Origin of the sequence: Methanobrevibacter thaueri (genome assembly GCF_003111625.1) — an archaeon.
Classification (GTDB): domain Archaea; phylum Methanobacteriota; class Methanobacteria; order Methanobacteriales; family Methanobacteriaceae; genus Methanocatella; species Methanocatella thaueri.
Window position 1 is genome coordinate 1 of the sequence record NZ_MZGS01000021.1, and the last position, 22,807, is coordinate 22,807.

Consider the following 22,807-nt stretch of genomic DNA (forward strand, 5'->3'; position numbering starts at 1 on the left):
CAGAAAAAATAAAGAAATTATACAAGACCAAAAATGGAATTCTAACCTTTTTAGACTTCCAAATGCAAAACTGGACACAAAAACACATAAAAATTAAATAAGCCTATAAAATTTTACAGACTCAAAAAATTAAAAATAGTATTATTGGGTATTGAGGTTTAATTTCATACATTACTTAATACAAACAACAATAATTCTAGGACTGCATGCACACAGACAAGAATTGCTATTAATTCTAATATTTTAGATTCGTGTTAAATTGCCTCAATATCTATAAAAATTGCTTTTTATTTTATATTGTCTGGTGTTAACAAAATTATTAAAAAAATAAGAATAAATAAAGTTCAATTTAGTAAAAACTTTATCTTTATTAAATTTCAAAAGTGAGTGGCATATGATCACTTAACTCTAACCATTTATCTGCATCACCAATTTGTAAATCTTTAACTTTATCTGGTGATGAGAATACATGATCTAAATGAAATGGTTTATCTAATTTTCTATACCAGTAAAATGTAGCTATTGATTCTTCACCTTGCAGTTCACAATTCAAATAATGATATGTATCAACAAGTCCTTTCTCAGATAACCTTTCTGCCATTTCTAAAACATTTTTTCCATGACGTTTATCAGCTAGTCTAACATCACAGTTAAAATCACCGCAGATAATCATGTCTTCATTGAAGAATCCTGAATCCTTGTGTTCATCATAATATTTAGTAATTTCTTTAGGATAATGAAGTACCTTGCTTCCTTCCATATTTGGATTTGTCCAGATGCCTAAAAGATTAAAAGCATCATTAACAGTAACTGGTATGAAATATCTGAGTCCTTTATCATCCAATTCTATTAATTTTAATTTAATATTATCTTTAGCAAATATTCCAAGACCATAATATTGATTTTCACCAACCCAATAATAATTGGAAGCAAATTCACTATATTTTTTTGAATTAACTATTTCCGGATTTTCACATTCCTGAATTACATAAATATCAGCATTCTCTTCAAGAATAGCTGGAAACTTTTCACTGAATTTACCGTTGGCATTCCAAGTAACTATTTTCATAAATATTTTTCCCCTTATACAATTACTATTCAAATATTTTCTATATTGTCCAGAAGATTACAAATTAACTCTTTGATTTTATCAAATTTTTCTTCACCAGGAATCAATCCAAAAGCACCTACAGATTCGAATTCATTTTCATAATATATCCTATGATTTCTACCAGGATACAATACATATGCTCCAATTGTATTTGGAATTGCATCTTTATATGCATGCATTTTAACAATATCCTCATTTTTAAAGGTTTCAGAATCAACATACATTTTATACTTAGCATCAAAATGAATATAATATGTTTTATTATTTGCGTGAACTTCCAATGAATAATCTGGCCTTAATTGAACAGAATATGATTTATAATCATCATCACTTCTTTTAAATGTTTTATTATATAATAATTTTACATCATATCCTTTATAATTAAAAGTTTTACCTATTCCTTCACCTAATTTCAGTGACATTTTATCATCAGTGAATACAAATATGTCTTCAAAATTAACTTTCATATCACATATAATTTCCAAGATTTCAATTAGCTGGAAATAACACCAATATTCATATAATTCAAAGACTTTCTTTTCATGGCCTTTTAATTCATCAGACAGTTCTCTCCATTTTAATTTAAATCCAAATTCAAACATTAAGTAATAGGATAGAATATCTCTATAACCTTCCTTTTTCTGAAGTACTTGAGAATTCAACGGAATATAATTTAAACGGGAAATTTCCTTGAAATATTTTTGAGACAAATAATAATTCAATTCCTTTTTATATATCTTCAATTTATCAGATGCATAACCCTCATCAAGATCATTGAGAAGATGAATAATAAAATCATGAATCAATTCTAAAAAGTATTTATAGAATTTGTTTTCGGCAACATCAATTGTATCTTCATTTTTTGTTTCATTAATCCTTAATGGAATATCAGCATATAATTCTTCAGAATCAAGAATTGCATCAATTAAATCATTTGGATTAATATTTTGTGCAAAAGAAATTGGAACTTCTTCTTTAACATTTTCTAAAGTAGAATATAAATTTCTGGAAAGATATTCAATGATTGAAGGCAAATGCTCTTCCTGAAAAATATATTCCAAAATCATAAACTTTTCATAGGGGCTCTGATTATTATTTTCAAGAATGAATTCTTGATAGCTGGGTGAATTCAGTTCAAATATAATTCCAGAGGCATATTTTGATAAATCACCTATCATTTTAGGATAATGTTTATTGTAATTAAGTTTTCTGGACTGGACTTCGATTGGAAGCTTGAAAACACATTCCTCCTCATGATAAATGTCTAAGAAAGTCTTTCCAACATAACTGGAAAACTGCAGACTGCCTTTATAATTATTACTAAATTTGAATAAAGTCAATGGAGAATTATCTGGAAAATTATTAAGTGTTTTGAATACTTCAAGATTATCATAATCTGTTTCGAAGGAAATATCATATTTTAACTCTTCTAAAATACAAATGTTTGCAAACTCATTAGTTTTATTGTAAATAATAGGTATGTCTTGACTATAATTATATTTGATAGGGACATTATTCAATTCAATATTATCTAGATTAATAGTATTGTTTTGAGAATAATGACTTTCACTAGTTAATGTTATTGTCCCAACAGGAGTTGTTATTTTTACAGTTTGTTTCATTTTAAAACCTAATTAATAAAAGATACATACCTCTGTTTATCCAATACATCAATCATTTCTTCCAATTTTGCTTTTGAAGTTGGATAATCATCACAGGCTTGTAAAAGTTCGTTTAAAGTTTCTCCAATTACCTTTTGAGATCCGTGTAACTTTGGAAGCATCTTCTGTTTTATTTGTGCATCAAAATATCTTTTCCAGTTAGTCCAATTTTTTGGTTCATCTTCATATTTATATGCTGCAAGCATAAAACGGGTGATTTCATTAATTACTCTGAATCCAAAATCAAAACCTGCTTTTCTAAGGATGTTTTGAAATTTAAACATCTCATCTGAATATTCTTCCCAAAATTCATCATTATCAAATTGTTGTTCTAATTCTTGAATTGACATTTCCTGAATTGGTTTTCCCCAGATTTCTTGATCGATTAAAATATCTTCTAAATATCCAATATCTCCTTTAGGTTTTACCATATTGAATTTATTTGTCATATAATCCTTTGCCGAATAAGTTTTAAATTCAATGGTATTTGCTCTATCTAACACTTTAGGGGAAAACATATAAGTTGTCTCATCAACATTAACAGTTCCAATAATGAATAAATTAGGAGGTATTTCAAGTTCATCTTCTCCATGTAAAGGAATAGCTTCATTACTTTCAATTGCAGATAGGAAGTCTGCAAAATACCTTTCAACATGAGAAAGATTCATTTCATCGAGAATAAGGAAATGTGGATAAGATTTTTCTTGAGATTTTTCAATTAAATAATATGCTGGGGTGTATTGAGGTTCATTTTTAATAATATTAAAATAACCTAAAATATGTCTGTTTTCTGTCCAATTGGCGCCCACAGGAATAATTTTATAATTATCTTTTTCATTCAAATATTTTGCAAATAATTGTGAAAGCTTAGTTTTACCAGTTCCAGAATTACCGGTTAAAATTACAAATGGTTTGATCTTGAGAGACAATAAATAATTCTCAATAGTTTCTCTACTGAAATAGTAACCCTCATCTATCAAGTAGTCATAAAATGAATCATATTTTTTCTTTTCAAATAATTTATTAATATTTGCTAATTTTTGATTATCAATGATTTCTGTTAATGTTTTTATTGAAAAAGTATAGGGAGAATCCCAATTTCCATTATGCGTCCAAGTAACTTTTCTTAATTTATGATAAGGTTTATTTGTATCATACATATAATCTGATTCTACAATACCCCTGCCTATAATTGTTTTAGTTCCCTTTCTGACGAATATTACATCCCCAATTTTCATATCATGGACAAACTGCCAACAAGCAAGAGAATCATTAGTAGGATAAGTTTCATCGTCACGAATTTCTTGTAGTTTATGTGCTATTTCATCTTGAGAATTATACTGATTTAGATCACCAGTTCCACTATACCCAATTCCAACATCACCATTTTGACAAAATTCATCCCACCATCCTGCACCTTCGCCTGGTGAAATTAACCAATATCTAATTGATTCAGAACCTATTTCATTTTCTTTGGAGGTAGTGTCTTTAGGGAGCATATCTATATTAATTCTATCAGGTCTTTTAGACTTATCATAGTTTTCTAAAGCTTCAACTAATTCCTCCCTTAATGTGTTATAAAATACGCGTTTACCCTCTTGATTTCTTTTTCTGGCACCATAGAAAAATCTTGGAACCCATATCTCTTTTTCATCGTTGCCATATATTTCTGTTTTATTGAAACGCTCCTTTAATCTTTTTGACGTGTTAACGATATTTGAGTTGTAGGTTTTTTCATTAGGATATCCCAATTCTTCTCGTTTTTTAATAATATCATCATAAGATGCAGTATGATCTTCAAAGTTGTAATTTATCTCTAAAATATTAAGTGTTTTATTATCAATTAAATTTTCATCTTCTAATGCTTCAATCCATTCATCAACAGTTAAATACATGTTATCTGAATAATTGTCATAGATATAATCTTGAATTTTAATAATTTGTTTTAAATCATTTTTCAAAATTTCCTCTGAAGGAATATTGTCTTTTTCATAAAGTTTACATAAGATCATTCCACTTTTATGGATATCAGCAGTTTTAGATTTTGAATTTAAATCAAATGTTTCATCGAAATAATTAATATCAAATGGAGAATTTCCAAGTAATGCTTTAATGTGTATAGCTTTAGTTCTTAAATGTTCCGGAACAAATACTCCATACCTTTCTTCTAATTCTGCATAATTAAAAACTCTCAAAACCAAATATACTCCTGTCATATCAGCTTTAAAAAAATAACCGCTTGCAATGTTGTTATCATTATCTGGTTTGAATACTCCAATCCATGGAATTTCAGATAGTCTGCCAACTCCTGCAGATGCAGTAATCTTATAAGTAGAATCTTCAACTAAATCACTAACTTCATTTTTCAATGTTTGTTGGATGTGGTGAGCAATTGGCGCACTTGTATAGTCATTTTCTTCACGTGCTTCCAGATATTCCTCTAAAACTTTTTGAAAATCATCATTTAACATAAATATTCACCATTACTATTTATAATTAGTTTAAATAAAATCTCCTTTAGGTTTTGCTTCAATTCCTAATTTCTTATACATTCTTCTGGTTGCAGGATTGGATTCAATAGCTAAATATTTATCCCCATCATCTCCGTGTTGGGGTATGACTTCATTTTCCATCCAGTATTTCTTTAATGCAGGTGGTTGACGGCCGAAGTTCCAGAATGATTCATCCGGCTCAAAACCAGTTTTTTCTTTAAGGTCTCTAAGGATTTTATGAGATCTTCTGTAAGGACTTGCAGTTATTAAAATAACATAATTGTCTTTAATCAAATTAATTAAATCTGCTTCATATTTTTGGGATTTAATTTTTTTATCCAAAGGCATTGTTCTTATTTCTTTTGAGTTAGCTATTAACGTATAATTCAAATCCAGTAGAATTATTTTGTCTTTAGGAATTTCCAATTTGTCTTCACGGACGTCCTCTTCTTCCTCTTCTGTTTCAATTATTTTTATTCCGCATTGGTAACAGAATTCGTTATCGTTATTGTTTACTGTGCCACATACGGGGCATGAATTTAATTCCAATACAATCGGCGCATGGTCTGAACCCATTTGGTCTTTTAGGATATATGAGTCAGTCAAAGTATTATCAAAAGTGTTTGACACTAAAAAGTAATCAAATCTGTACCCTTTGTTTTCTTCTCTAAATCCTTTTCTGTTTGGCCACCATGAGAAATTGTCTCCTTCCGGATGGAACTTTCTGAATGCATCAACATACTTGGTTAATATTTCCTTAAACCATTCCTGCTCTTCAGGCAAGAACCCTGATTTGCCTTTGATATTCTTAGGATTTTTAGCATCAATCTCAGCAGATATTCTGTTGAAATCTCCACATATTATTGATGGCTTATTTGATTTGTAAACATATTTTGTGAACTCATCATAGAATCTGTATTTACGATCAAGCCTTTCAGGTGAGCTAGCACCGGATGGGCAATAAACATTATACAGATAAAAGTTTTCAAACTCCATTCTGATTACTCTTCCTTCAGCATCAAACTCCTTATCTCCAAAACCTTTCCTGACAGAAAGAGGTTCAACCTTTGTATAAACAGCAGTACCATAAAAATTGACCAGTTGAGAAGCAGGATAATTGTAAGAAATGTAATTTTCAATTTCCGGTATTTCAGTTGACTTTACTTCTTGAAGACATAATATGTCCGGGTCTTGAGCTATTATCTCTTCTAAAAAACCTTTTTCGATTATTGATTTGAATCCATTAACATTCCAGGATATGATCTTCATTGATATCACTCAATATAGTATTGTTGTTAATAACTTATGGTAGTTGATAAATTTATAATTAATGTGGAATGTCATTACCCGTTGCAATTATTGTTAACGACAATTTAAAAACAAAATAATGTCGTTTGTTGAGCTTCTTTTTTATTGTGTTTTGACCATCATTATGAAATATATTTTAATAAATCATTAATTTGAAATATTACAGGTAACATCTGAATAACAGTTAAGTTTTTGCCATTTAAATGAATTTTCAAATTTAATTTTCCGCAAAAAATAACTCTTTTTGTAGTGAAAAATAAGTATTTTACAATTACCATGTGCATAATGACAAAGTTGTTTTAAGATTTGTTTGAATGTTTCATTTAAATTCAATACCATCTAATTAATTCATATGGTTATTAATGCAACTCATAGAATAAATGTGCCTAAATTCAATTATTTTGATAGTTGATTTGCTGGAAAAAATAGTCGGAAAGTGGCAAAGCATGAAAAAATAAAAAAACAATATTGGCAGGACAAATTCGCCAAATCAATACGCAAAAAAGTATAAAAGTCAACAAATACAAATATAAAATTGCTTTATGCTTAATCAGCATACATAATCAATAGGAGGTGACAACATGGCAGAAACAAAAGAGTGGATCATTGCAATCGTAGGATACATCCTCGCATTAATATCTCCATTACTCGGTGTAATCGCTGGTGCAATAATCTACTTCACACAGAAGGAAAATCCGTTCCTCAGCAAGCATGGTAAATATATAATCATCGTTGCAGTTGCTGTATGGATTATAGGAATAATCCTCGTACTCGGAGGAATTGTACCATCATTAATATAGGCTAATTATACCTATACTTTTTTTATTTTTTTCTATTTTTACTATTTTAAGGAAAATTGAACCTATTCCAATTAATAACTTACCCTTTTTACACATAATTAAACTATCTTTAGCGAATTCACCATGTATGCTGTCTCGTTTGGATTGTCGGATGTGATGAACAGCTCAAGGTCATCCTTTTGAACATAGCTTCCGTACCTCTTAAATAGTATGAAATTAGCCTCATAGACCTTGACGCCGTCAACAATCTGGTAGGGACTTTTCATTTCCGCCTCTATTTCCTTTTGAAATCCCCTGACCTCAAAGTCAAGCATCTTGTCATATTCAAGGACATTTATCGAATAGGAATCACCGCCAACGATCTTGGTGTGACCCACCTTCACAATCTTGGCCGTGAAATTACTGCAGTTGGTTGTGCTTAAGCTGAATAGATTGAAGTCATACCTGCCGTTTTCGGGAAGGAAAACCTCATCGCCCGTGAAATCGCTGTGGATTTCACTGAAAAGGATTGGATTTAAAAGCATGAACGCCAGGCATGCCACCACCGTGACGGTGACAGTGCTTGTTATGAATGCCCTCATTTCACACACCTACATTGTACCTTAGCAGGTAGAAGTTCTTCAATGCCAAAAACGGGTCTCCCGTCATCAGATAGCTTGCCGCCATGAAAATAATTGCATGGGTTAAAACGATTATGCCCAGAAGGGCAAAAACCAGTTTAAACTGTTCGAATAAGTAAATGTTATCAACTCCTAATTGGTTTTTAGAAGCATTAATATAATGGTCTGGTTGAGTATATTAATGGCTGTGTACTAATATTGTGGTGAGGTTGTTTAAGTAGTTTTTGTTAATTATATCTTATATATGGTTATTTAATTTTAATCATGCCAAAAATAAAAATAATGGTGGGGTTATTGGTGGTTTTTAATTATTCAAAATCAGATGGATCATACTCCTCATCATCATAGTAGTATTCATCATCATAATAATACTCATCATCACTGGAAGCATCATCCACTCCATCAGAATAGCCCTGATTGTAAGCTGAATCAGAAGTTCCTGAAGCTTCACCTATGCAAACCCATTCTCCATTGGATTTCAATTGGTATAAATAATCATAATGCTCAACAACGTCTCCAACATGATAATAACCTACAATGCTTCCGTCATCAGCATAGAAAGGGTATGTCTTATCATTATTGGAAGTTGAGGCAGGTGCGCTTTCAGTGGCGTTTACAGTGTCATTTGACTGTTTTCCCTGTTTCCAGTGAATGCTGTTCAGGATATCAATCATTTCCTGCTGGTCGATTCCTATTATGAAAACACTTTGATTAACAGTATTATTATGCTTTATGCCTATAAACACTTCCTTAATATTTTTTTCATCATAATCAAAGCCCAACTGGTCACCCAGTTCCATGACGCTATTCTTATCAAGTTTGTACAATCCGTTATCCTGCTTGACACCACTGCCCACAATGGCATCGGATAAAACTTTTGAGGCCAATGCTCCAGCAAGAGTGTTGGTGTCTACACCTATTAATGTTGTGTTCTTGCCGGTCACATAAGTATTGCCAAGCTCATCACCTTTTTCGAGTTTAGTGCTTGCAGGCACTTGTATTGTGGTTCCGTTTTCAAATAATTCAACTGTTTTTACAGGTTCTTTCATTAAATGAATTGCGATTGCTCCTCCCAATGCAACAATTATTCCTATTAAACATATTATTATTATCTTATTCCTATTTTCCATATTAACTACCTTAAAATATTTTACATTAAAGAGTATATTACTCATAATATTTATATAATTTTATCCCATCTTATTAACACATTTAGTTAGATGCACCTACTAATCCGCACTTCCGCAGAAATGGAAAAATTTCACTCATAATATTCACAATATCTTCCAAAAGCGAGGGGATGTCCCAAACGGCAATAATACTCAACATATCCTCCCTCATCAAAATCGCCAACTATTCCAGCGGCACTGTCAAGAAATTCCTCATAACAATGCTGACAGCCCCAACCGCAATAGCCACCTCTTTTCCTTTCATTAACTTGCACTCTACGGTTCCTTTGATTTGCCTCTGCAATTCTGGCTTTCTTTTCCCTGCTCTCCTTTAACCTTTCCTCGGCCGCCTTTTTGATTTTCTGCTGCTCTTCTGCTTCCTTGGCCATTCTGGCCTTTTCCTCTTCATGCTTGATTTTGTGTTCGGCTATCAGCTGGTCGACCCTGGACTCAATATCCTCACTTCTAATCTGGCCGGATTCTATTTCCCTTTCAAGCTGGTCTCTGATGGCTCTTCCAACAACGCTGAAATCCAATCCGTTATAGTATAACTTATTGCCGAAACTCTTATGGTAAATGAATTTCCCGCCGATTACCCTTTTAAGCTCTCTTTTGGCTTTTTTCTTTTCCATTTCATCAGGCACTGAGGGATTGTCGGATTTGTCTATTCTGTTTCCGCAATTGGGGCAGAAATTATCATCCTTTCGCAACTTGTTCCCGCAATAGATACAAAAATTGTTCATGTTAAACCCTTCTTAACAATTAATTCTATAAATAAACCTCAGATTAATAATTTGTCCATTTACTCAATTTCAAATGGAGACATTTCTATATTAATTTATATTATAACTTGTGTTTAAATATTATTATTTCCAAAAATACACACAAGAGAAACGCATGCCAAGTTTGGCATAAAGGGATTTCATTTAATCAAGAGGTGATAAAACATGGCGAAATTTTGCCCTAATTGTGGCATAGGAGTAGATGAAGACTCAGAATTCTGTACAGAATGCGGAACAAATCTGAAAACAGCAGTCAAACCAAAATCCACAGATGGGAGAATAAAAATCAGCAATTTCATAGGTGAAAATGACAATATCAAGGTACTTGATGAGCAGGGCCCATTCAAAATCATTGAATATGAAAAGGACCTGAGCGTGACACCCCAGGAAGCGATTTACAAGTATTTTTCAAGCAAGATGAACGTGAGGCCAAGGCAATTGGTGGTTGACTTGAGCAAAACCCAGGGAATATATCTTCAGGCGGGAGCGATGCAATGGATGAGCGGTTCCAACAAGCTGTCATCAGGAATTAAGGGAATCGGCGATCTCGGTAAGAAATTCCTGAAGTCAACAGTTACCGGGGAGACCACCGTCAAGCCGGAATACAGCGGAGACGGATATCTTGTAACCGAACAGACCTACAAGCACCTCATCCTTCTTGACTTGAAGGACTGGAACCATAACCTGATGATTGATGACGGCCTGTTTTTGGCCGCTGAAAAATCGGTTAATCTCTCAGTCAAAAAAAGAACAAACCTGTCAAGTGCACTTGCAGCCGCCGAAGGACTGTTCAACACTGTTCTTCATGGAAACGGCCATGTTTGCCTTGAATCACGAATACCACTTAAGGAGCTGATCATCATTGAACTGGAAAACGATACCGTTTCAATCGACGGACCGATGGCAATAGCCTGGACAAGCGACCTTGAACTGACCGTTGAAAGGTCTGCAAAAACATTCGTTGGTTCTGCCGTTTCAGGTGAAGGCTTTGTGAACGTTTACCGTGGAACAGGTAAGATTTTGATGGCTCCATTGACAGGTCATCTCAAACTTAGGGATCTGCCAACATCAGACAAATGATTGTAGAAGCTTTAATGCTTTTACATTCTCCACTTCTATTTTTAAAGCACATCTTGTTAATTTTTTCATAAAAAAAGAAAAGAGATAAGATATCTCTGAATTTTAAACGATACTGTTTCGCAATGCCAATATAATAAGGAGAGACAAGCTCCCCAGGACATGCCATTGAATATCTATTCCTACTCAAATACATTCTTTGTGAATGTGTTCTGCAATTCAACATCCTCAACCAGGAGGTAATGTATCATTCCGTTTCCGGGTGAGTGGGCCTCGACTATCTTGCAGGTGATGTTGTTGTATGAAACGTCGGCAAGCTTGTCCTCAATGACAGGAAGCTTTAAGGCGTCGGTTTCGTTCATGACCAGATAGTCCCCGTTTGTCGGCAGGACAACATATCCCTCAAGGCCTTCCATCCAGTCCCTTGTGTCATTGTTGTTGTAGGTTACCTGATCGGAGTCCATGTTGCTCCAATCCTCCGCAGTGGACCTTGGGCTGATTGCATACACGTAGAATGATACGTTTTCAATTTCAAAGTCGTTTTCCTCGTCAACCGGAGAATCCTCACCCAGAAGACTTGTGAATATTCCGGCACTTACACTTGAAATGCTGAACATAAGTATTATGAAAACTATTAAAAAATATCTCTTTTTCATGATAACACTCCCTTAATTAAAGTTTTAAATGTATAAATTATTATACTTTTCGAAAAAACATTCAATTGTCGGCGCTATCCGATTAGAAGCCTGAGGTTTGCTACTGGAGTCTGTCTCAAGTGATAATCATCAAATGTTTTCTTGCAGTTCTCACCATAGATTTCAGGATGATCGTAGGTGAAGCAGTCATGCCCGTAAAAACCCTGAATATAATTCGGATTCTCCTTCAGCTCCTCTTCAACCCTTTGTCTCATCAGCTCCAATGCCTCTCCCTCATAATTTTCCAGAAAGAGTTCAACAACCCTCTTCTCATACTCCTTATAGGTCATGGGATAGTCTTCCTCATTCAAAGCCATGAAATCATCCCCCTAATCGAAGCCTCCTCCAAGAGTCATGTGCAGGAAATTGACCGGTATGGACTCGAGAAGATAATCCCCAAATACCTTTTTGCAGTTCTTACCATAGATTTCCGGATGGTCATAGCGAAAACAGCTTTCGGCATACAATCCCCTTATGAGATTGGGATCCTTCTTTAAGGCACACTCCAATCTGTCAGTGACAACTTCCCGTTTGCCCTTGGGATATGGATCAAGGAAGAGCTCAATCACCCTCTTTTCATACTCCTCATAATCCATTGGATATTTACTCATTTCAATCACACCCTCCTTTTTTAAGCCTGATTAATCCTTAAAGAATTCCCCTTCATCGCTCATTCCTATTGGGAAGGAGCATCTCTCATGCCATTCGGGAGTGTTCACCTCAGGAATCGGATCATTATCAGATGACTTAATGAATTGCTTCCTCAGTTTCTTAACCATCATCTCCTCAAGGTCTGTGGTGTTCTCAAAGGCCTCCACAAATCCGTCCGGCAGATGCAGGAGCACTATCTGTGTTTTTCCCTCATATGTGAATATGTCCAGTACCTTGAATTTGGAATTCCTGTTGGCGGTGTGCAGTCCCCAATCGGTTCCATGCTCAAACTGGGAGAGATCGGCCATGTACTGTGAGAGTATCAGGTACCTGTGGGTTGTTGTCATGCCTCCTATCTTATTGGTGGCATCAACGAATCCCCTTTCCATCAATATCTGGCCCGGCTCGTATTTGGCTGCAAGCTCTTCATTAAGGTTAACGTCACGGACGTATCTGGATGAGCCGTTGAGTATTGTCCTCACCACATTGTATTCCGGTGACTGAGGGTCCTCTGCAGGGTTCTTGTCATGCTGCACGTAAGGGTAGGCGTTCTTGAGGTATTCTGTATACTCCCAGTCAATCAAATCCTCGTTTTCGCATATCCTGCGTATCTCATCCCTGACCTCCATCAGGGCAAATCCGAAGAGGTTTTCCTCGCCTCCCCACTCATCATCTGAGATGTAAACCAGGGACTGGTCGCCGGTTGCCAATAGCTTTTTCTTCAAATCCTCATCCTGCATGATCTTGTAGTAGCAGGCATTGAGACAGACAGTGTATTTAAACTCCTCCCATCTGTCCTTTTCGCTTTCGGGAACCTCATAGTCTCTCAAGACCTCAATTTGAGTGTCAACGCTGTAATTTCCTGTAAACGATCCGTATCTTGAATACAACACCATGTGCTCAATTGACCTGAACATGTGTGTATCGTTTTGAAACTCCTTTTCATCGGACATGGTTATGAAGTCATTTACGATTCTCCAATCATCACCGATTTGTGAGTATTTAGGCTCTCCGTAGTCCCTCCACAGGAACCCCATGAGGACCTCCCTTGGTGAGTTGAATTTTCTCTTCTCGAACATCCAGTTCTGCGGCTGTGGAAACAGTTCATAAAATTCCCTTGTCCTTGGAGGTTCGTTCATACGGTAATCCTCGCCGTATCCCATTCTCCAGCCCATTGTGATTGCGGAGAATTGTGGGTATACCAGCCATCTTGGTGCAGCGTATTTTCCCTCGTCGCAGTATTCCTTTTCATTCATGATATAACCTCCCAATAATCATTCTATCACCCTTTTCATAGGCGAACTCAATTTGTTCCAGCATCTCGTTGTTTTTCCTAAACCACCCTTCAAATATCTCCTCGGGCGCCCTGTCCTCTGTGGTGAAAAGCGTAATCAATATCTCATCATAGAGTCTTCCCATATAGCATGACTTAACTTTTGTCATGTAAAGGCTGTCAAATCCCTTTTCGCTGAGTTTTGAAATCAAATCGTCAATGATTTCATCGCCGTTCAATGGAGACAGCCTGTCCTGTGTGAACTTGCAGAGCGGAATGTGAAAAACGTACTTCACGTCCAATACGGTCATTTTTATCACGGTTGAATTTAATGGTAGCATCAGTATAGTGATGGCTCCTGTAATAGTATATTGGGTGGAGGTTGTTAATAAATGTTGTTATTATTTTGTGTGTAAATCTTTTGAAAAGCAAATGAAATCCAACGTATATTACACTCCAAAATATTCCATTTAAACACTAGCAGACATTGGCCATAAGACTAATTCCTTTAATGACATGATTACTAAAAATATTAGATGAATATGAGAGTATCAAGTAATTGAATATTTGATTGAATCAGAAAAAGAATTTGAAAATGGAGAAGGAGTTCATTTTCTTCATTAACTCCACTTGATAGAATCTGGAAATGTTTAAATAATGACAGATACATAAATCTTATTTGAAAGATTGGAAGGTAAAAACCTCTTAGAGGTTCAGCCTACAAGTCCTTGTCGCCACAGGTGACGACTTTCCATAATTTATTATGGTCAATTAGGTGGCTGTAGGTTCTTCATTCTTCATATACTCTTTTTATACTTTTATTCTGAATTAAATCAATGAATTCACTATTGTTTCGTTCCACACTTTGAAAAATAGACCATGCTATTATATCAGCCATTTGCAAACCATTGTAATGAATTGAATTAGCATGTTTAATATCAACAGAAGCAGCACGAGTCATAACCTAACTTACCAAAAATCACCTATTCAACACCCATATATAGTCCTGTTGATTTTGCCATATACCTCTGTTTTGAATACTTCCACCCAAAATAATTCAAAAAGTTTTATATACGACCTGAACTCATGGTTAATACCATGACAACCATTATACCAGTAAATCAAAAATGTTCAGTTTGTGGTTACACATCACCACAAAAAGTGTTAGGAAGCACAAATTCCTGGGGATACCCCGACCTTGACTTCAGGCCGGCACCGATGCAGAGGGACACCATGTTCACATGGATAGTCGAATGCCCTAATTGCGGATACGTTGCAGGAAACCTGGAAAACGGATCAGAAATAAGAATTGATTTTGTGAAACGCGAAGGTTACCTAACATGTGACGGCAACGAGTTCATATCCGATGTCGCAAGAAGGTTCTACAGGAGATTCATGATTGAAAGGGAAATCGGCAACGATTATCAATGTTTCCTAAACCTCCATCGCTGCGCATGGTCATGCGACGACAACGAGGATCCTTTGGCCAGAGACATCAGAATGCTTGCAATGGAATATCTTGACAGGATTATTGACCTGGACACCAATGAAAGGGACGCTCTCCTTCTCATTAAGGCAGACTTCCTCAGAAGGACCTCACAGTTCGACAAGGTGATTGAGGAGTTCAAAGACATTACCTTTGATGATGAAAGGTACACTCAAATCATCAGATTCCAGATTTTGAAAGCTAGCGAAAGCGACAGCGACTGTTACACAGGAAAAGAAGTATTTGAGGAATAATTCTCATTTTTACTATTTTTTGAAAATTATAAACGACAGAAAGAGTGAGGTTTCAAAGACCACTACAGGAAATCCAATATTGCTGTTGCTAATCGGATGTGCGGTTGCAATATTTAAACGCGAGAAGTAATTAACATTACTTCTCAATTAAAATCTATTTTGCCTTTTACCGAATTGAAACACAACAACTCAACGTTTTTTGCACCGAAATAACATCCATTATCAAAGGTTATGAAATCAACAGGTTCAGGGCTGAAACATGCAAAATCATGACCGTCCAAAATGATATTCCTATCAGAATCATGAACACCAACTGATTTTAATATGTTCACTATATCAGAATAATTCTTTGTTCTTTGCGGAGTTAATTGCATGAACTCTTTTAAACAATCCTTATTCCCTTTTAAAATCAACACCATATCCATTAGACAGGCATCCACTGAATTTTTTATATCAAAAAATAGAATATTTGATTCAACACCAATATATTCATTCCAAAATGGTTCAATGGAACTTCTAGCATTTTCTAACTCCTTTCCATCATAATGAGATTTAACAAAAGCATACAAATCTGCACAGGAGTATAATTCCTGAGAAGGATTTTCCAAATATTTCTGCAAATCGTGAAAAAAACTTTTAAGATATTCTAATTTTTTGAAGTACATTTGATTAAATTCATTCAATACATTATCTGACCAGAAAAATTCCGAATATCTATTAAATACTTTTTTTGACATTGAATGCAATGAATTAATATGAAATATATAAGCAATAGGCACATTTGTATCACAGAATACTTTAAAAGTCATTTAAATCCCCTGCCAAATTATGTATTATTTTACTTAAAGTATCCTCATCGTACTGATTGCTTGGCTGGGCTAAATGCAAATAATAGAAATCCTGCATTTCACCGGAATACCTTATGAATTCCTCAAATTTTTCATCATAGTGTGAAGGCTCATGAATTTTAACATACAACAAGTCATCAAATGCATCAAACAAATCTGTGAAAAAACTTTCATAATCAATCAATTCATCAGGCCTATCAATCAAACGATAATACATTTCACAAATGGACATGTAAAGGTTTGATTCTTCATGATAGCCTTCTGCATCCAGTTTCCTGGCGAAATCAATATAAGAATCATAAAACTCTTCCTTAAGATTATTGTTGCATTGATTTTTCTTAATCAATGAGAATATTCTCAAAACCAGCTTCTTAAATTTTTCATATGCCTTTTGAGAGGCATTGCTTAATATTATTGGGATAGTCATTTGATCTACTTCATTAATCATTTTTTCAACTCACTTACGTGCGGTGTTAAGTTGGAAATTATATTTTTTCATGAAATGTCGTGTTAAACTTTAATTAATGATATGTATGACTCCAATATAAATATTTATGCTTATAAATCAAAGCAATATTACATATTCATACAATTTTTTCTTTATTAATGGCAAATCAAATTAAAAAAACATAAAAATAAAAATAAAGAAATATAAACTATTTTTTAAACCTTCTAGAATCCAATTTCATGTTCTTGTAGGCCAGGTCGCTGTCAGTCTCTCTCCATTCAAGGCCGGCTTTCAAGACCTTCTTTTTCAATACCTCAAGGGAATGTGACTTCAGCTCTGAGCCCCTGTAGTACCAGAAATCGTCCTTGAAATAGACATTCAAAAAACCAGTGTTATTATTCTTGTCGATTTCCAGTGACCTTTTGGCCAAATCATCATCAAGCTTACTCCATTTCAATCCATAGAGACTTACAAGGACTTCCAGTTCCTTCAGTGTCGGTGCCTTTAACGACTTTTCCCCGAATTGGTATTCCCAGCTCATGTCATCCAGCAGGTATACGTTCATGAACCCTGAAAACTTCATGGTTATAGTTTTGTCGCAATCAGTTAAAAAAATCTTCTAATTCCTTCAGAGCGAAGTATAGCTCATCTCTTTTGAAATGGTTTTCGGAAAGGTAATCGCATATCTCCTTGGATTCGTCCCTAAATCCAAGTTCATTCAGTATGATGGCCTGCTGCAGCTGGAATTTCTTGTCAATGTCAAGATATCCTCTGAATCTGTCATTTACAGGCAAATCGAGTTTGTATTCGCAATACCCCTGGCCAAAATAGGAGAAATCATTTCCTGATTTTTCAAAGCATTTCAGTGCATCACCGTATCTTTCAAGCTGCACAAGTGCGGATGCCTTCTTGTTCAGGAGCTTGGAGAGAATCTTGTCCTTGAACTTTGATGGGTTGGCCAGTGCCCTGTCATATGACTCAACCGCCTTTTCAAACTCTCCCTTGGCGAAGAGCTCGTCGCCCGCATAGATGTTCAGCTTCAGTTTTGGGAAACTGTCCCTCTCCTCATGGGACTTTTCCAAAAGAAGCTTGTAATAATCCCAATCTTCAAGGCTTTCATCGGCCTTAATGGCCCTTTTATAATATCTCAGTGACTTGACGAAGTGCCTTTGGCAGTAAAGCGCATGGGACTTGCCCATCAATGCCTCAGCATAATCTGGATCGTAATATAGAACCTCATCAAAATCATCAATGGCTCTTGGATACTTTTCGCTCGCCAAATGGCTGAAGGCCTCATCCAGAGTGTTCTTGATTTCAATTTCCTTGGTGATATGCTGTCCTAAAAATTCACTGTTGAGATTGTCCTCATCAATCCTTTTGATGAAAGGGTCATCTAAACTCATCCAGCTGGTTGACAATCCGTTGAAGGTGAACCTGACCTTGCCTGCTTCCTTTTCATAATGCAATTCATCGGGAATGTTTGAGAAAGTCATTGATATAATATTTGATGCTACTCAATAAAAAAAGTTATTGTGAATCCCTCTCAAGCTGACAGGTCAGTCCGTAAAACTCACACTCCCCGCAGTTGACGGGATGTCTTGCATAATCGTTTCTGGAGATGCTTTCAACCACCCCTTCAAGATAATTCTCAATGAAATCGCTTTCCCGGAATTCGATCTCATAGAGCTTCGCCTCATCGAGGACATACAATATCAGGTTTTCGACCTCAACGTCCATCCTGTCCTTGAGCGCAAGGGCATAATATCCCAAAAGCTCCATGTAGAACGAATGGTAGTTTCTCATGTTGTCCCTTGTGCGTATGAAGTGAACCAAACTCACACCGTCGCCGTCACGGACAATAAGGTCTATCACGCCATTTATGTCATAGCCCAACACCTCAAGGCTTACCTTGAATGCGGTTTCCACAACATCGAAGTTGCGTCCGTATTCCTTCCAGTATTCGGCGAAATTGTTGAAGAGCTCCCTGATATCCCTCTCACCGGATGCGAAGGAATATGACCTTATCACTTCCGAAACAAGGTATTCTATGCTTTCGCTGTCCCAATCGGTCATGAACCTGTCATTGTGAAGCCTGTTTATTATTACCCTTAGCTTTGAGTCGATGAACTTGTTGATGTTTTTGGGGTTCTTGAACTTGAGGTTGCTTTCAAGGTTATACTTGAGAGGACAGAAGAGATAGTCCTCAAGGACATCCTCAAACTCTATCTGGTTGAAGAGGTTTGTGTCCCTCACCATATGGGAGGTCACCTTCTTCATGTCAATGACATCGGTCGGCTCTATAGTTACCAGGTCATCCTCATAGTCCTTCAGGACCTTTGGAATGAATATTCCTGCCCTTGGAAGAACAACGGAAAGTATAAGCAGTTCCTCGGCACGTGTGTTTGCAACATAGACGACCCTTTCCTCCTCACGGTTGAACTCTTCCGCCTCCTTCTCCTCGCTGACCTTGTACTTGAGGAACCTGTTCGGTGTCGGATAGACGGGAGAGTTGTTGAAGAAATGATCCCTTCTCTGTGACGAAAATGTCAGCGGGAAGCTGCGGTCCTTGATTGATGCGGTGATGACAACGGGATATTCAAGTCCCTTTGCCTTGTGGACAGTCATTATGTGGACCTTCTGTGAGTTGTCCTCCTCCTCATTGATCGGACAGGAGTAGTACTTGAGTGAGCGGTAGAGGTAATTGAAAAGACCGTTGAGGTCGTACTTGCCCATTATGTTTTCATAGTCGGATATTATCTCGGATATCAGTGCAAGGTTCAATGCGGCCTTTTTGGCATCGAAATCCTTTCTGGAGAGCACCTCATCAGAATATCCTGTAATCTTTAAAAGCTCATAGTATATCTGCAGGGAGGTCATTCTAACCTCTTTTAGGGATGATTTGAGCTCGTTTAAATCCTCAAAGAAGTCAAGGTCATGCTCATCGGATATTCCTATTTCCCTCAGCTCCTCACGGCTGTATGAGCTGATGTCAATGCTTCCGACCCTTTTGAATATCTCGTCAAGGACATCATCGGAGTAGTCCCTCACAACGCTCATTATCGAATTCGGATTGGATGACTTGTCGATGGCCTCATAGTTTCCCTTGATGCTGACGACATTGGCATGATATGTGGTTTCTATGTCGTTCAATATGTCCATTGTCTTTGGGGAGAGCTTGAATACCTTGCTTGCCTCATAATACCTGTCGGTGAATGAGGAGAGGTTTATCCATTGGCCTCCATCACCATAATATGCAATGTTAGTTGGGTTGAAAGGCAGTATGTACCAAATCAGAGTCAGCACGGCCTTCACCTCATCCTGGTATATCAAATCATCGATTCCCTTGAGATAATATGGTATATTTTCCTTTCTAAACTCTTCAAGAATTTCCTTCTTGTCCTTATGGCTTCTGAAGAGGACGCAGACATCACTGTACTTTGAAATCTTTCCTGATGACATCAGGTTCCTGATAATATAGGCTATTCCACGGTATTCCTCTTCGGGACTGTTGTTCTCAAGCATATAGACTGGCATCTTTGGCTCATTCACCGTCTTCAGGTCCTTAGGCGCTGACCGCTTTTGCCTGATGTATTTCTCATTGAAATCAACTATCTCGGATGTTGAGCGGTAATTGTTGACTAGAATCTTGTTTTCGAACTCATCGCTTCCGGCATAATCGTTGAAGAATTTAGGGTTTGCGGCCCTGAAGGAGTATATGCTCTGGTCGGCGTCGCCTACAACGGTGTATGTGTCGGACACCCCTTTCAGGATTTCAAAAATCTGCATCTGCACCGCATCAGTGTCCTGAAACTCGTCAATCAGTACATTCCTGTATGGAATCCTCTTCAGATTGTCCTCATCGGAGAGTATCTCCAATGCCTTGATTAGAAGGTAGTTCTGGTCGCAGATGTGTTCCCTTTCCATAAGGTCAATCCAGTCATTGTAGGACCTTGCAATCTGAAGGTAGCGTGCCTTGTACTCATCGCATCTGAAGTCCAATCGCTTGATTTCCTTTTTTGAAGGGTGTTGTGTTTCAGGATGTGTGCTGTAGAATTCCTCAATGTATTTGAGGTATTCATCGGATGGCCTGTACTTTGATTCCAAATATTCCACCAAAGCTTCAGAGTCGACCTCGAAAAGCGCATATTCATCATACTTTTTAAGAACCTGTCCTGACTCGTAGTTTCTCAGGTATGCGGGGCCCTTGAAGCCAAGCTCATGCTTGTGCTTGTTGAAGAACAGATTGCGCTCGGATTCCCTTTTGAGCAGGTTATATGGAATGTCTGAAAATTCCCTGAGTATTGAGCGGCAGAAACTATGGATTGTGCTTATTCTCATCTTGTTTATCGTGTTCAAGTCAAGCTTTGTGTCCTTCTTGAAACGCTCGCGCAACTCATCTGCCGCCTTGTTTGTGAATGTGATTACCAGCACGGATTCGGGATCGGCACCCTCATCAAGAAGATAGCACACCCTTTCGATGATTACCCGTGTCTTTCCGGCTCCGGGACCTGCATTTATCACCAGGGGCTTGTCTGTGTACTCGACAGCCTCCCTTTGATATTCGTCAAGCTCGACTTCAGGTGGGATTTCACGCACGACACATCGGTTTGCCTTCCTGACCGCCTCGAAATTCAGCTTGCGTGCCAATGGGTTGCCTTCGGTGTCGAAGAGTCTCAGTGTCAGAATGTGATTCTTTATGAAGCAGTCGAGATTTTCACACATGAGGTCAAGTACCTTCTGCTTGTCATCACTATTGAGGTCTTCAACAGTTATCATGTCATCACCCACAAGACCTATCAGGTGGGGCGCTATTGAGTTGACCTCAAGGTTGTCGACTATCAGGTAGATGTCGTCATTTGTTATTTTCGGATTATGGCCGAGGAAGGTGAAGTCATACTCGTAGTCAACCTGCAAATATTCCTCAATTGCCTCAAAGTAATCGTCATAGATAGATGTGAACAATATTTTATGGACGCTTTTCATATCCATTTCATTTAATGATAAAGAGGTGTCATTAAACACATCGATAGTCAGCTCCAACTCCTGTTGTGTCTGCTTGTTGAACAAATCCAGTATGACCTTGGATGTGGCGATGGCTAAGTGGTACTTTCGAAGCACAATCAACTTTTCCATGACCATGCACAGGTCATACAGATTACCATATTTACTTTTCAGAAAAGTAAAAACACTACTCTCTCTCATTATACTCATTGAAACGTTTGGTTAAAAAAATATTGTCTACATCTTCAGGTTGTATCGAACCGTTTTCAATATCATCCCTGATTTCGGAAACTATGGTGTTCCCCTCACTCTTAGAAAGGCCCTTGAAGCTGACCAGCTTTGAAAATGAATCACCGCTTCCCTCAACCAAATACTCCAGATTGGATAATGCCTGAGCCTTCTTTTTTTCGCTTCTTTGCATGCAGCGATTCAGGAACGTCCTTTTGATGCCATTTCTGAACTCCTTGGCATCCAATATCTCGCTTTGAATGTCGAGAACAATCTCGACGATGTCCTGCTCAATCAGATTTGGGTGATTTCGATATGCCTTCTTGATTATCAGGGTGTCATAGGCACGGCCCCTGATCATGTTCAGATCCTTGAGATATGTAATCTGCTTTACTGAATTGTTGAAGTAATATATCAATAGTCTCTTGATTTCAAAATCGGGAATGTTGTCGCTTATGATTTTCGCCCGAACCTTCTCATAGATTAGATCGATATCCTCATCAAGAATGTCATATCTTGCCAAAAATTTGATGTAGAATTCATTGTCCCTTCTTATTAGATTTGATAAATAGGTTATCTTGGATTCCTTCTGGCGATTGGTGACGCTCCTTTTAAAGTAATCCTCCAAAGTGGAGACTATATTAACTGGCATTATCTTATTGTCCTCAATGTCCCTTTTCAAGTCCTCAATGATGACTTCGCAATCATTCAGACTCAGGTCATAGGAATACAGTAGATAATTGAAAAACGGGCTGTCATAATCCCCTATGATTTCATCCAATCTTTGAATATTAAACTCATTTATCATTGAAAGATATTTTGTTTTAGATATGATAAATAACTTGTGTAAAAAAACGAAAATGAATTATACCGAATAACCGGGTAAAAAAAGCAAAGGAGAAA

At 36.6% G+C, this 22,807-nt stretch carries 22 protein-coding genes; 3 read left to right on the top strand and 19 right to left on the bottom strand.

The window, feature by feature from the left end; translation table 11 throughout:
* Positions 1-370: 370 nt before the first annotated feature.
* From MBBTH_RS05415 to MBBTH_RS05430, 4 genes are read right to left on the bottom strand one after another with little or no spacing between them, the layout of a single operon-like run.
* The gene (locus tag MBBTH_RS05415; protein WP_116592046.1) at positions 371-1,069 is read right to left on the bottom strand and encodes an endonuclease/exonuclease/phosphatase family protein; all 699 of its coding nucleotides are present in this window, start codon (positions 1,067-1,069) and stop codon (positions 371-373) included.
* A gap of 29 nt (positions 1,070-1,098) precedes the next feature.
* Entirely contained in the window at positions 1,099-2,733 is a 1,635-nt protein-coding gene (locus MBBTH_RS05420; RefSeq protein ID WP_116592047.1) for a DUF2357 domain-containing protein, read from the bottom strand.
* An 8-nt stretch (positions 2,734-2,741) separates the two neighbouring features.
* The gene (locus MBBTH_RS05425) at positions 2,742-5,243 is read right to left on the bottom strand and encodes an MrcB family domain-containing protein (RefSeq protein ID WP_116592048.1); all 2,502 of its coding nucleotides are present in this window, start codon (positions 5,241-5,243) and stop codon (positions 2,742-2,744) included.
* 30 nt (positions 5,244-5,273) lie between these two features.
* Positions 5,274-6,533, bottom strand: a complete 1,260-nt coding sequence (locus tag MBBTH_RS05430; RefSeq protein ID WP_116592049.1) for an exodeoxyribonuclease III — start codon at positions 6,531-6,533, stop codon at positions 5,274-5,276.
* Between the two features lie 620 nt (positions 6,534-7,153).
* On the opposite strand from MBBTH_RS05430, the gene MBBTH_RS05435 reads away from it, so the two are divergent.
* Positions 7,154-7,372, top strand: a complete 219-nt coding sequence (locus tag MBBTH_RS05435) for a DUF4870 domain-containing protein (protein WP_116592050.1) — start codon at positions 7,154-7,156, stop codon at positions 7,370-7,372.
* A gap of 98 nt (positions 7,373-7,470) precedes the next feature.
* Here MBBTH_RS05435 and MBBTH_RS05440 read toward each other — a convergent pair whose 3' ends face one another.
* From MBBTH_RS05440 to MBBTH_RS05450, 3 genes are all read right to left on the bottom strand, one after another.
* Entirely contained in the window at positions 7,471-7,953 is a 483-nt protein-coding gene (locus MBBTH_RS05440) for a hypothetical protein (protein WP_116592051.1), read from the bottom strand.
* Positions 7,954-8,300: 347 nt separating this feature from the next.
* Positions 8,301-9,122 carry a hypothetical protein gene (locus tag MBBTH_RS05445; protein ID WP_116592052.1) on the bottom strand — a complete coding sequence of 274 codons (822 nt, stop codon included), beginning with the start codon at positions 9,120-9,122 and terminating at the stop codon, positions 8,301-8,303.
* 131 nt (positions 9,123-9,253) lie between these two features.
* Positions 9,254-9,904, bottom strand: coding sequence for a zinc-ribbon domain-containing protein (locus MBBTH_RS05450; RefSeq protein ID WP_116592053.1), 651 nt, complete (start codon positions 9,902-9,904; stop codon positions 9,254-9,256).
* Between the two features lie 204 nt (positions 9,905-10,108).
* Between MBBTH_RS05450 and MBBTH_RS05455 the strand changes: the two genes are divergently transcribed.
* Complete coding sequence (locus tag MBBTH_RS05455) at positions 10,109-11,023, top strand: AIM24 family protein (RefSeq protein WP_116592068.1); 915 nt, start codon at positions 10,109-10,111, stop codon at positions 11,021-11,023.
* 179 nt (positions 11,024-11,202) lie between these two features.
* Here MBBTH_RS05455 and MBBTH_RS05460 read toward each other — a convergent pair whose 3' ends face one another.
* The 6 genes from MBBTH_RS05460 to MBBTH_RS10905 form a co-directional block, all read right to left on the bottom strand.
* Entirely contained in the window at positions 11,203-11,676 is a 474-nt protein-coding gene (locus tag MBBTH_RS05460; RefSeq protein ID WP_116592054.1) for a hypothetical protein, read from the bottom strand.
* 74 nt (positions 11,677-11,750) lie between these two features.
* The gene (locus MBBTH_RS05465) at positions 11,751-12,032 is read right to left on the bottom strand and encodes a hypothetical protein (RefSeq protein WP_243409710.1); all 282 of its coding nucleotides are present in this window, start codon (positions 12,030-12,032) and stop codon (positions 11,751-11,753) included.
* Positions 12,033-12,044: 12 nt separating this feature from the next.
* Positions 12,045-12,326 carry a hypothetical protein gene (locus tag MBBTH_RS05470; protein ID WP_116592055.1) on the bottom strand — a complete coding sequence of 94 codons (282 nt, stop codon included), beginning with the start codon at positions 12,324-12,326 and terminating at the stop codon, positions 12,045-12,047.
* A gap of 30 nt (positions 12,327-12,356) precedes the next feature.
* Positions 12,357-13,622, bottom strand: coding sequence for an NADAR domain-containing protein (locus MBBTH_RS05475; RefSeq protein ID WP_116592056.1), 1,266 nt, complete (start codon positions 13,620-13,622; stop codon positions 12,357-12,359).
* Positions 13,615-13,980, bottom strand: a complete 366-nt coding sequence (locus MBBTH_RS05480; protein ID WP_165814036.1) for a hypothetical protein — start codon at positions 13,978-13,980, stop codon at positions 13,615-13,617. The genes MBBTH_RS05475 and MBBTH_RS05480 overlap by 8 nt, the downstream gene beginning before the upstream one ends.
* Positions 13,981-14,429: 449 nt before the next feature.
* Positions 14,430-14,600, bottom strand: coding sequence for a DUF3800 domain-containing protein (locus MBBTH_RS10905; RefSeq protein ID WP_165814037.1), 171 nt, complete (start codon positions 14,598-14,600; stop codon positions 14,430-14,432).
* A 137-nt stretch (positions 14,601-14,737) separates the two neighbouring features.
* Between MBBTH_RS10905 and MBBTH_RS05485 the strand changes: the two genes are divergently transcribed.
* Complete coding sequence (locus tag MBBTH_RS05485) at positions 14,738-15,379, top strand: hypothetical protein (RefSeq protein WP_116592058.1); 642 nt, start codon at positions 14,738-14,740, stop codon at positions 15,377-15,379.
* A gap of 143 nt (positions 15,380-15,522) precedes the next feature.
* Here the strand turns inward: MBBTH_RS05485 and MBBTH_RS05490 are convergent, their stop codons facing one another.
* The 6 genes from MBBTH_RS05490 to MBBTH_RS05515 all read right to left on the bottom strand — a co-directional run bounded on the left by MBBTH_RS05490 (position 15,523) and on the right by MBBTH_RS05515 (position 22,712).
* On the bottom strand, positions 15,523-16,188 hold the full coding sequence (locus MBBTH_RS05490; protein WP_116592059.1) for a hypothetical protein: 666 nt from the start codon (positions 16,186-16,188) through the stop codon (positions 15,523-15,525).
* A complete protein-coding gene (locus tag MBBTH_RS05495) occupies positions 16,178-16,675 on the bottom strand; it encodes a hypothetical protein (RefSeq protein WP_116592060.1) in 498 nt (165 codons plus the stop codon). Before MBBTH_RS05495 ends, MBBTH_RS05490 begins: the two co-directional genes overlap by 11 nt.
* 208 nt (positions 16,676-16,883) lie before the next feature.
* The gene (locus MBBTH_RS05500; protein WP_116592061.1) at positions 16,884-17,258 is read right to left on the bottom strand and encodes a hypothetical protein; all 375 of its coding nucleotides are present in this window, start codon (positions 17,256-17,258) and stop codon (positions 16,884-16,886) included.
* A gap of 19 nt (positions 17,259-17,277) precedes the next feature.
* A complete protein-coding gene (locus tag MBBTH_RS05505) occupies positions 17,278-18,168 on the bottom strand; it encodes a tetratricopeptide repeat protein (protein WP_116592062.1) in 891 nt (296 codons plus the stop codon).
* Positions 18,169-18,202: 34 nt separating this feature from the next.
* Positions 18,203-21,877: an ATP-dependent DNA helicase gene (locus MBBTH_RS05510; RefSeq protein ID WP_165814038.1), complete on the bottom strand. Its 3,675-nt coding sequence runs from the start codon at positions 21,875-21,877 to the stop codon at positions 18,203-18,205.
* A complete protein-coding gene (locus tag MBBTH_RS05515; protein ID WP_116592064.1) occupies positions 21,864-22,712 on the bottom strand; it encodes a hypothetical protein in 849 nt (282 codons plus the stop codon). The genes MBBTH_RS05510 and MBBTH_RS05515 overlap by 14 nt, the downstream gene beginning before the upstream one ends.
* Between the last annotated feature and the right edge of the window lie 95 nt (positions 22,713-22,807).

Excerpts from the sequence above, each read along its gene's own strand:
- MBBTH_RS05415 (WP_116592046.1), bottom strand. The coding sequence starts at position 1,069 with ATGAAAATAGTTACTTGGAATGCCAACGGTAAATTCAGTGAAAAGTTT.
- MBBTH_RS05420 (WP_116592047.1), bottom strand. The coding sequence starts at position 2,733 with ATGAAACAAACTGTAAAAATAACAACTCCTGTTGGGACAATAACATTA.
- MBBTH_RS05425 (WP_116592048.1), bottom strand. The coding sequence starts at position 5,243 with ATGTTAAATGATGATTTTCAAAAAGTTTTAGAGGAATATCTGGAAGCA.
- MBBTH_RS05430 (WP_116592049.1), bottom strand. The coding sequence starts at position 6,533 with ATGAAGATCATATCCTGGAATGTTAATGGATTCAAATCAATAATCGAA.
- MBBTH_RS05435 (WP_116592050.1), top strand. The coding sequence starts at position 7,154 with ATGGCAGAAACAAAAGAGTGGATCATTGCAATCGTAGGATACATCCTC.
- MBBTH_RS05440 (WP_116592051.1), bottom strand. The coding sequence starts at position 7,953 with ATGAGGGCATTCATAACAAGCACTGTCACCGTCACGGTGGTGGCATGC.
- MBBTH_RS05445 (WP_116592052.1), bottom strand. The coding sequence starts at position 9,122 with ATGGAAAATAGGAATAAGATAATAATAATATGTTTAATAGGAATAATT.
- MBBTH_RS05450 (WP_116592053.1), bottom strand. The coding sequence starts at position 9,904 with ATGAACAATTTTTGTATCTATTGCGGGAACAAGTTGCGAAAGGATGAT.
- MBBTH_RS05455 (WP_116592068.1), top strand. The coding sequence starts at position 10,109 with ATGGCGAAATTTTGCCCTAATTGTGGCATAGGAGTAGATGAAGACTCA.
- MBBTH_RS05460 (WP_116592054.1), bottom strand. The coding sequence starts at position 11,676 with ATGAAAAAGAGATATTTTTTAATAGTTTTCATAATACTTATGTTCAGC.
- MBBTH_RS05465 (WP_243409710.1), bottom strand. The coding sequence starts at position 12,032 with ATGGCTTTGAATGAGGAAGACTATCCCATGACCTATAAGGAGTATGAG.
- MBBTH_RS05470 (WP_116592055.1), bottom strand. The coding sequence starts at position 12,326 with ATGAGTAAATATCCAATGGATTATGAGGAGTATGAAAAGAGGGTGATT.
- MBBTH_RS05475 (WP_116592056.1), bottom strand. The coding sequence starts at position 13,622 with ATGAATGAAAAGGAATACTGCGACGAGGGAAAATACGCTGCACCAAGA.
- MBBTH_RS05480 (WP_165814036.1), bottom strand. The coding sequence starts at position 13,980 with ATGCTACCATTAAATTCAACCGTGATAAAAATGACCGTATTGGACGTG.
- MBBTH_RS10905 (WP_165814037.1), bottom strand. The coding sequence starts at position 14,600 with ATGACTCGTGCTGCTTCTGTTGATATTAAACATGCTAATTCAATTCAT.
- MBBTH_RS05485 (WP_116592058.1), top strand. The coding sequence starts at position 14,738 with ATGACAACCATTATACCAGTAAATCAAAAATGTTCAGTTTGTGGTTAC.
- MBBTH_RS05490 (WP_116592059.1), bottom strand. The coding sequence starts at position 16,188 with ATGACTTTTAAAGTATTCTGTGATACAAATGTGCCTATTGCTTATATA.
- MBBTH_RS05495 (WP_116592060.1), bottom strand. The coding sequence starts at position 16,675 with ATGATTAATGAAGTAGATCAAATGACTATCCCAATAATATTAAGCAAT.
- MBBTH_RS05500 (WP_116592061.1), bottom strand. The coding sequence starts at position 17,258 with ATGAAGTTTTCAGGGTTCATGAACGTATACCTGCTGGATGACATGAGC.
- MBBTH_RS05505 (WP_116592062.1), bottom strand. The coding sequence starts at position 18,168 with ATGACTTTCTCAAACATTCCCGATGAATTGCATTATGAAAAGGAAGCA.
- MBBTH_RS05510 (WP_165814038.1), bottom strand. The coding sequence starts at position 21,877 with ATGAGAGAGAGTAGTGTTTTTACTTTTCTGAAAAGTAAATATGGTAAT.
- MBBTH_RS05515 (WP_116592064.1), bottom strand. The coding sequence starts at position 22,712 with ATGATAAATGAGTTTAATATTCAAAGATTGGATGAAATCATAGGGGAT.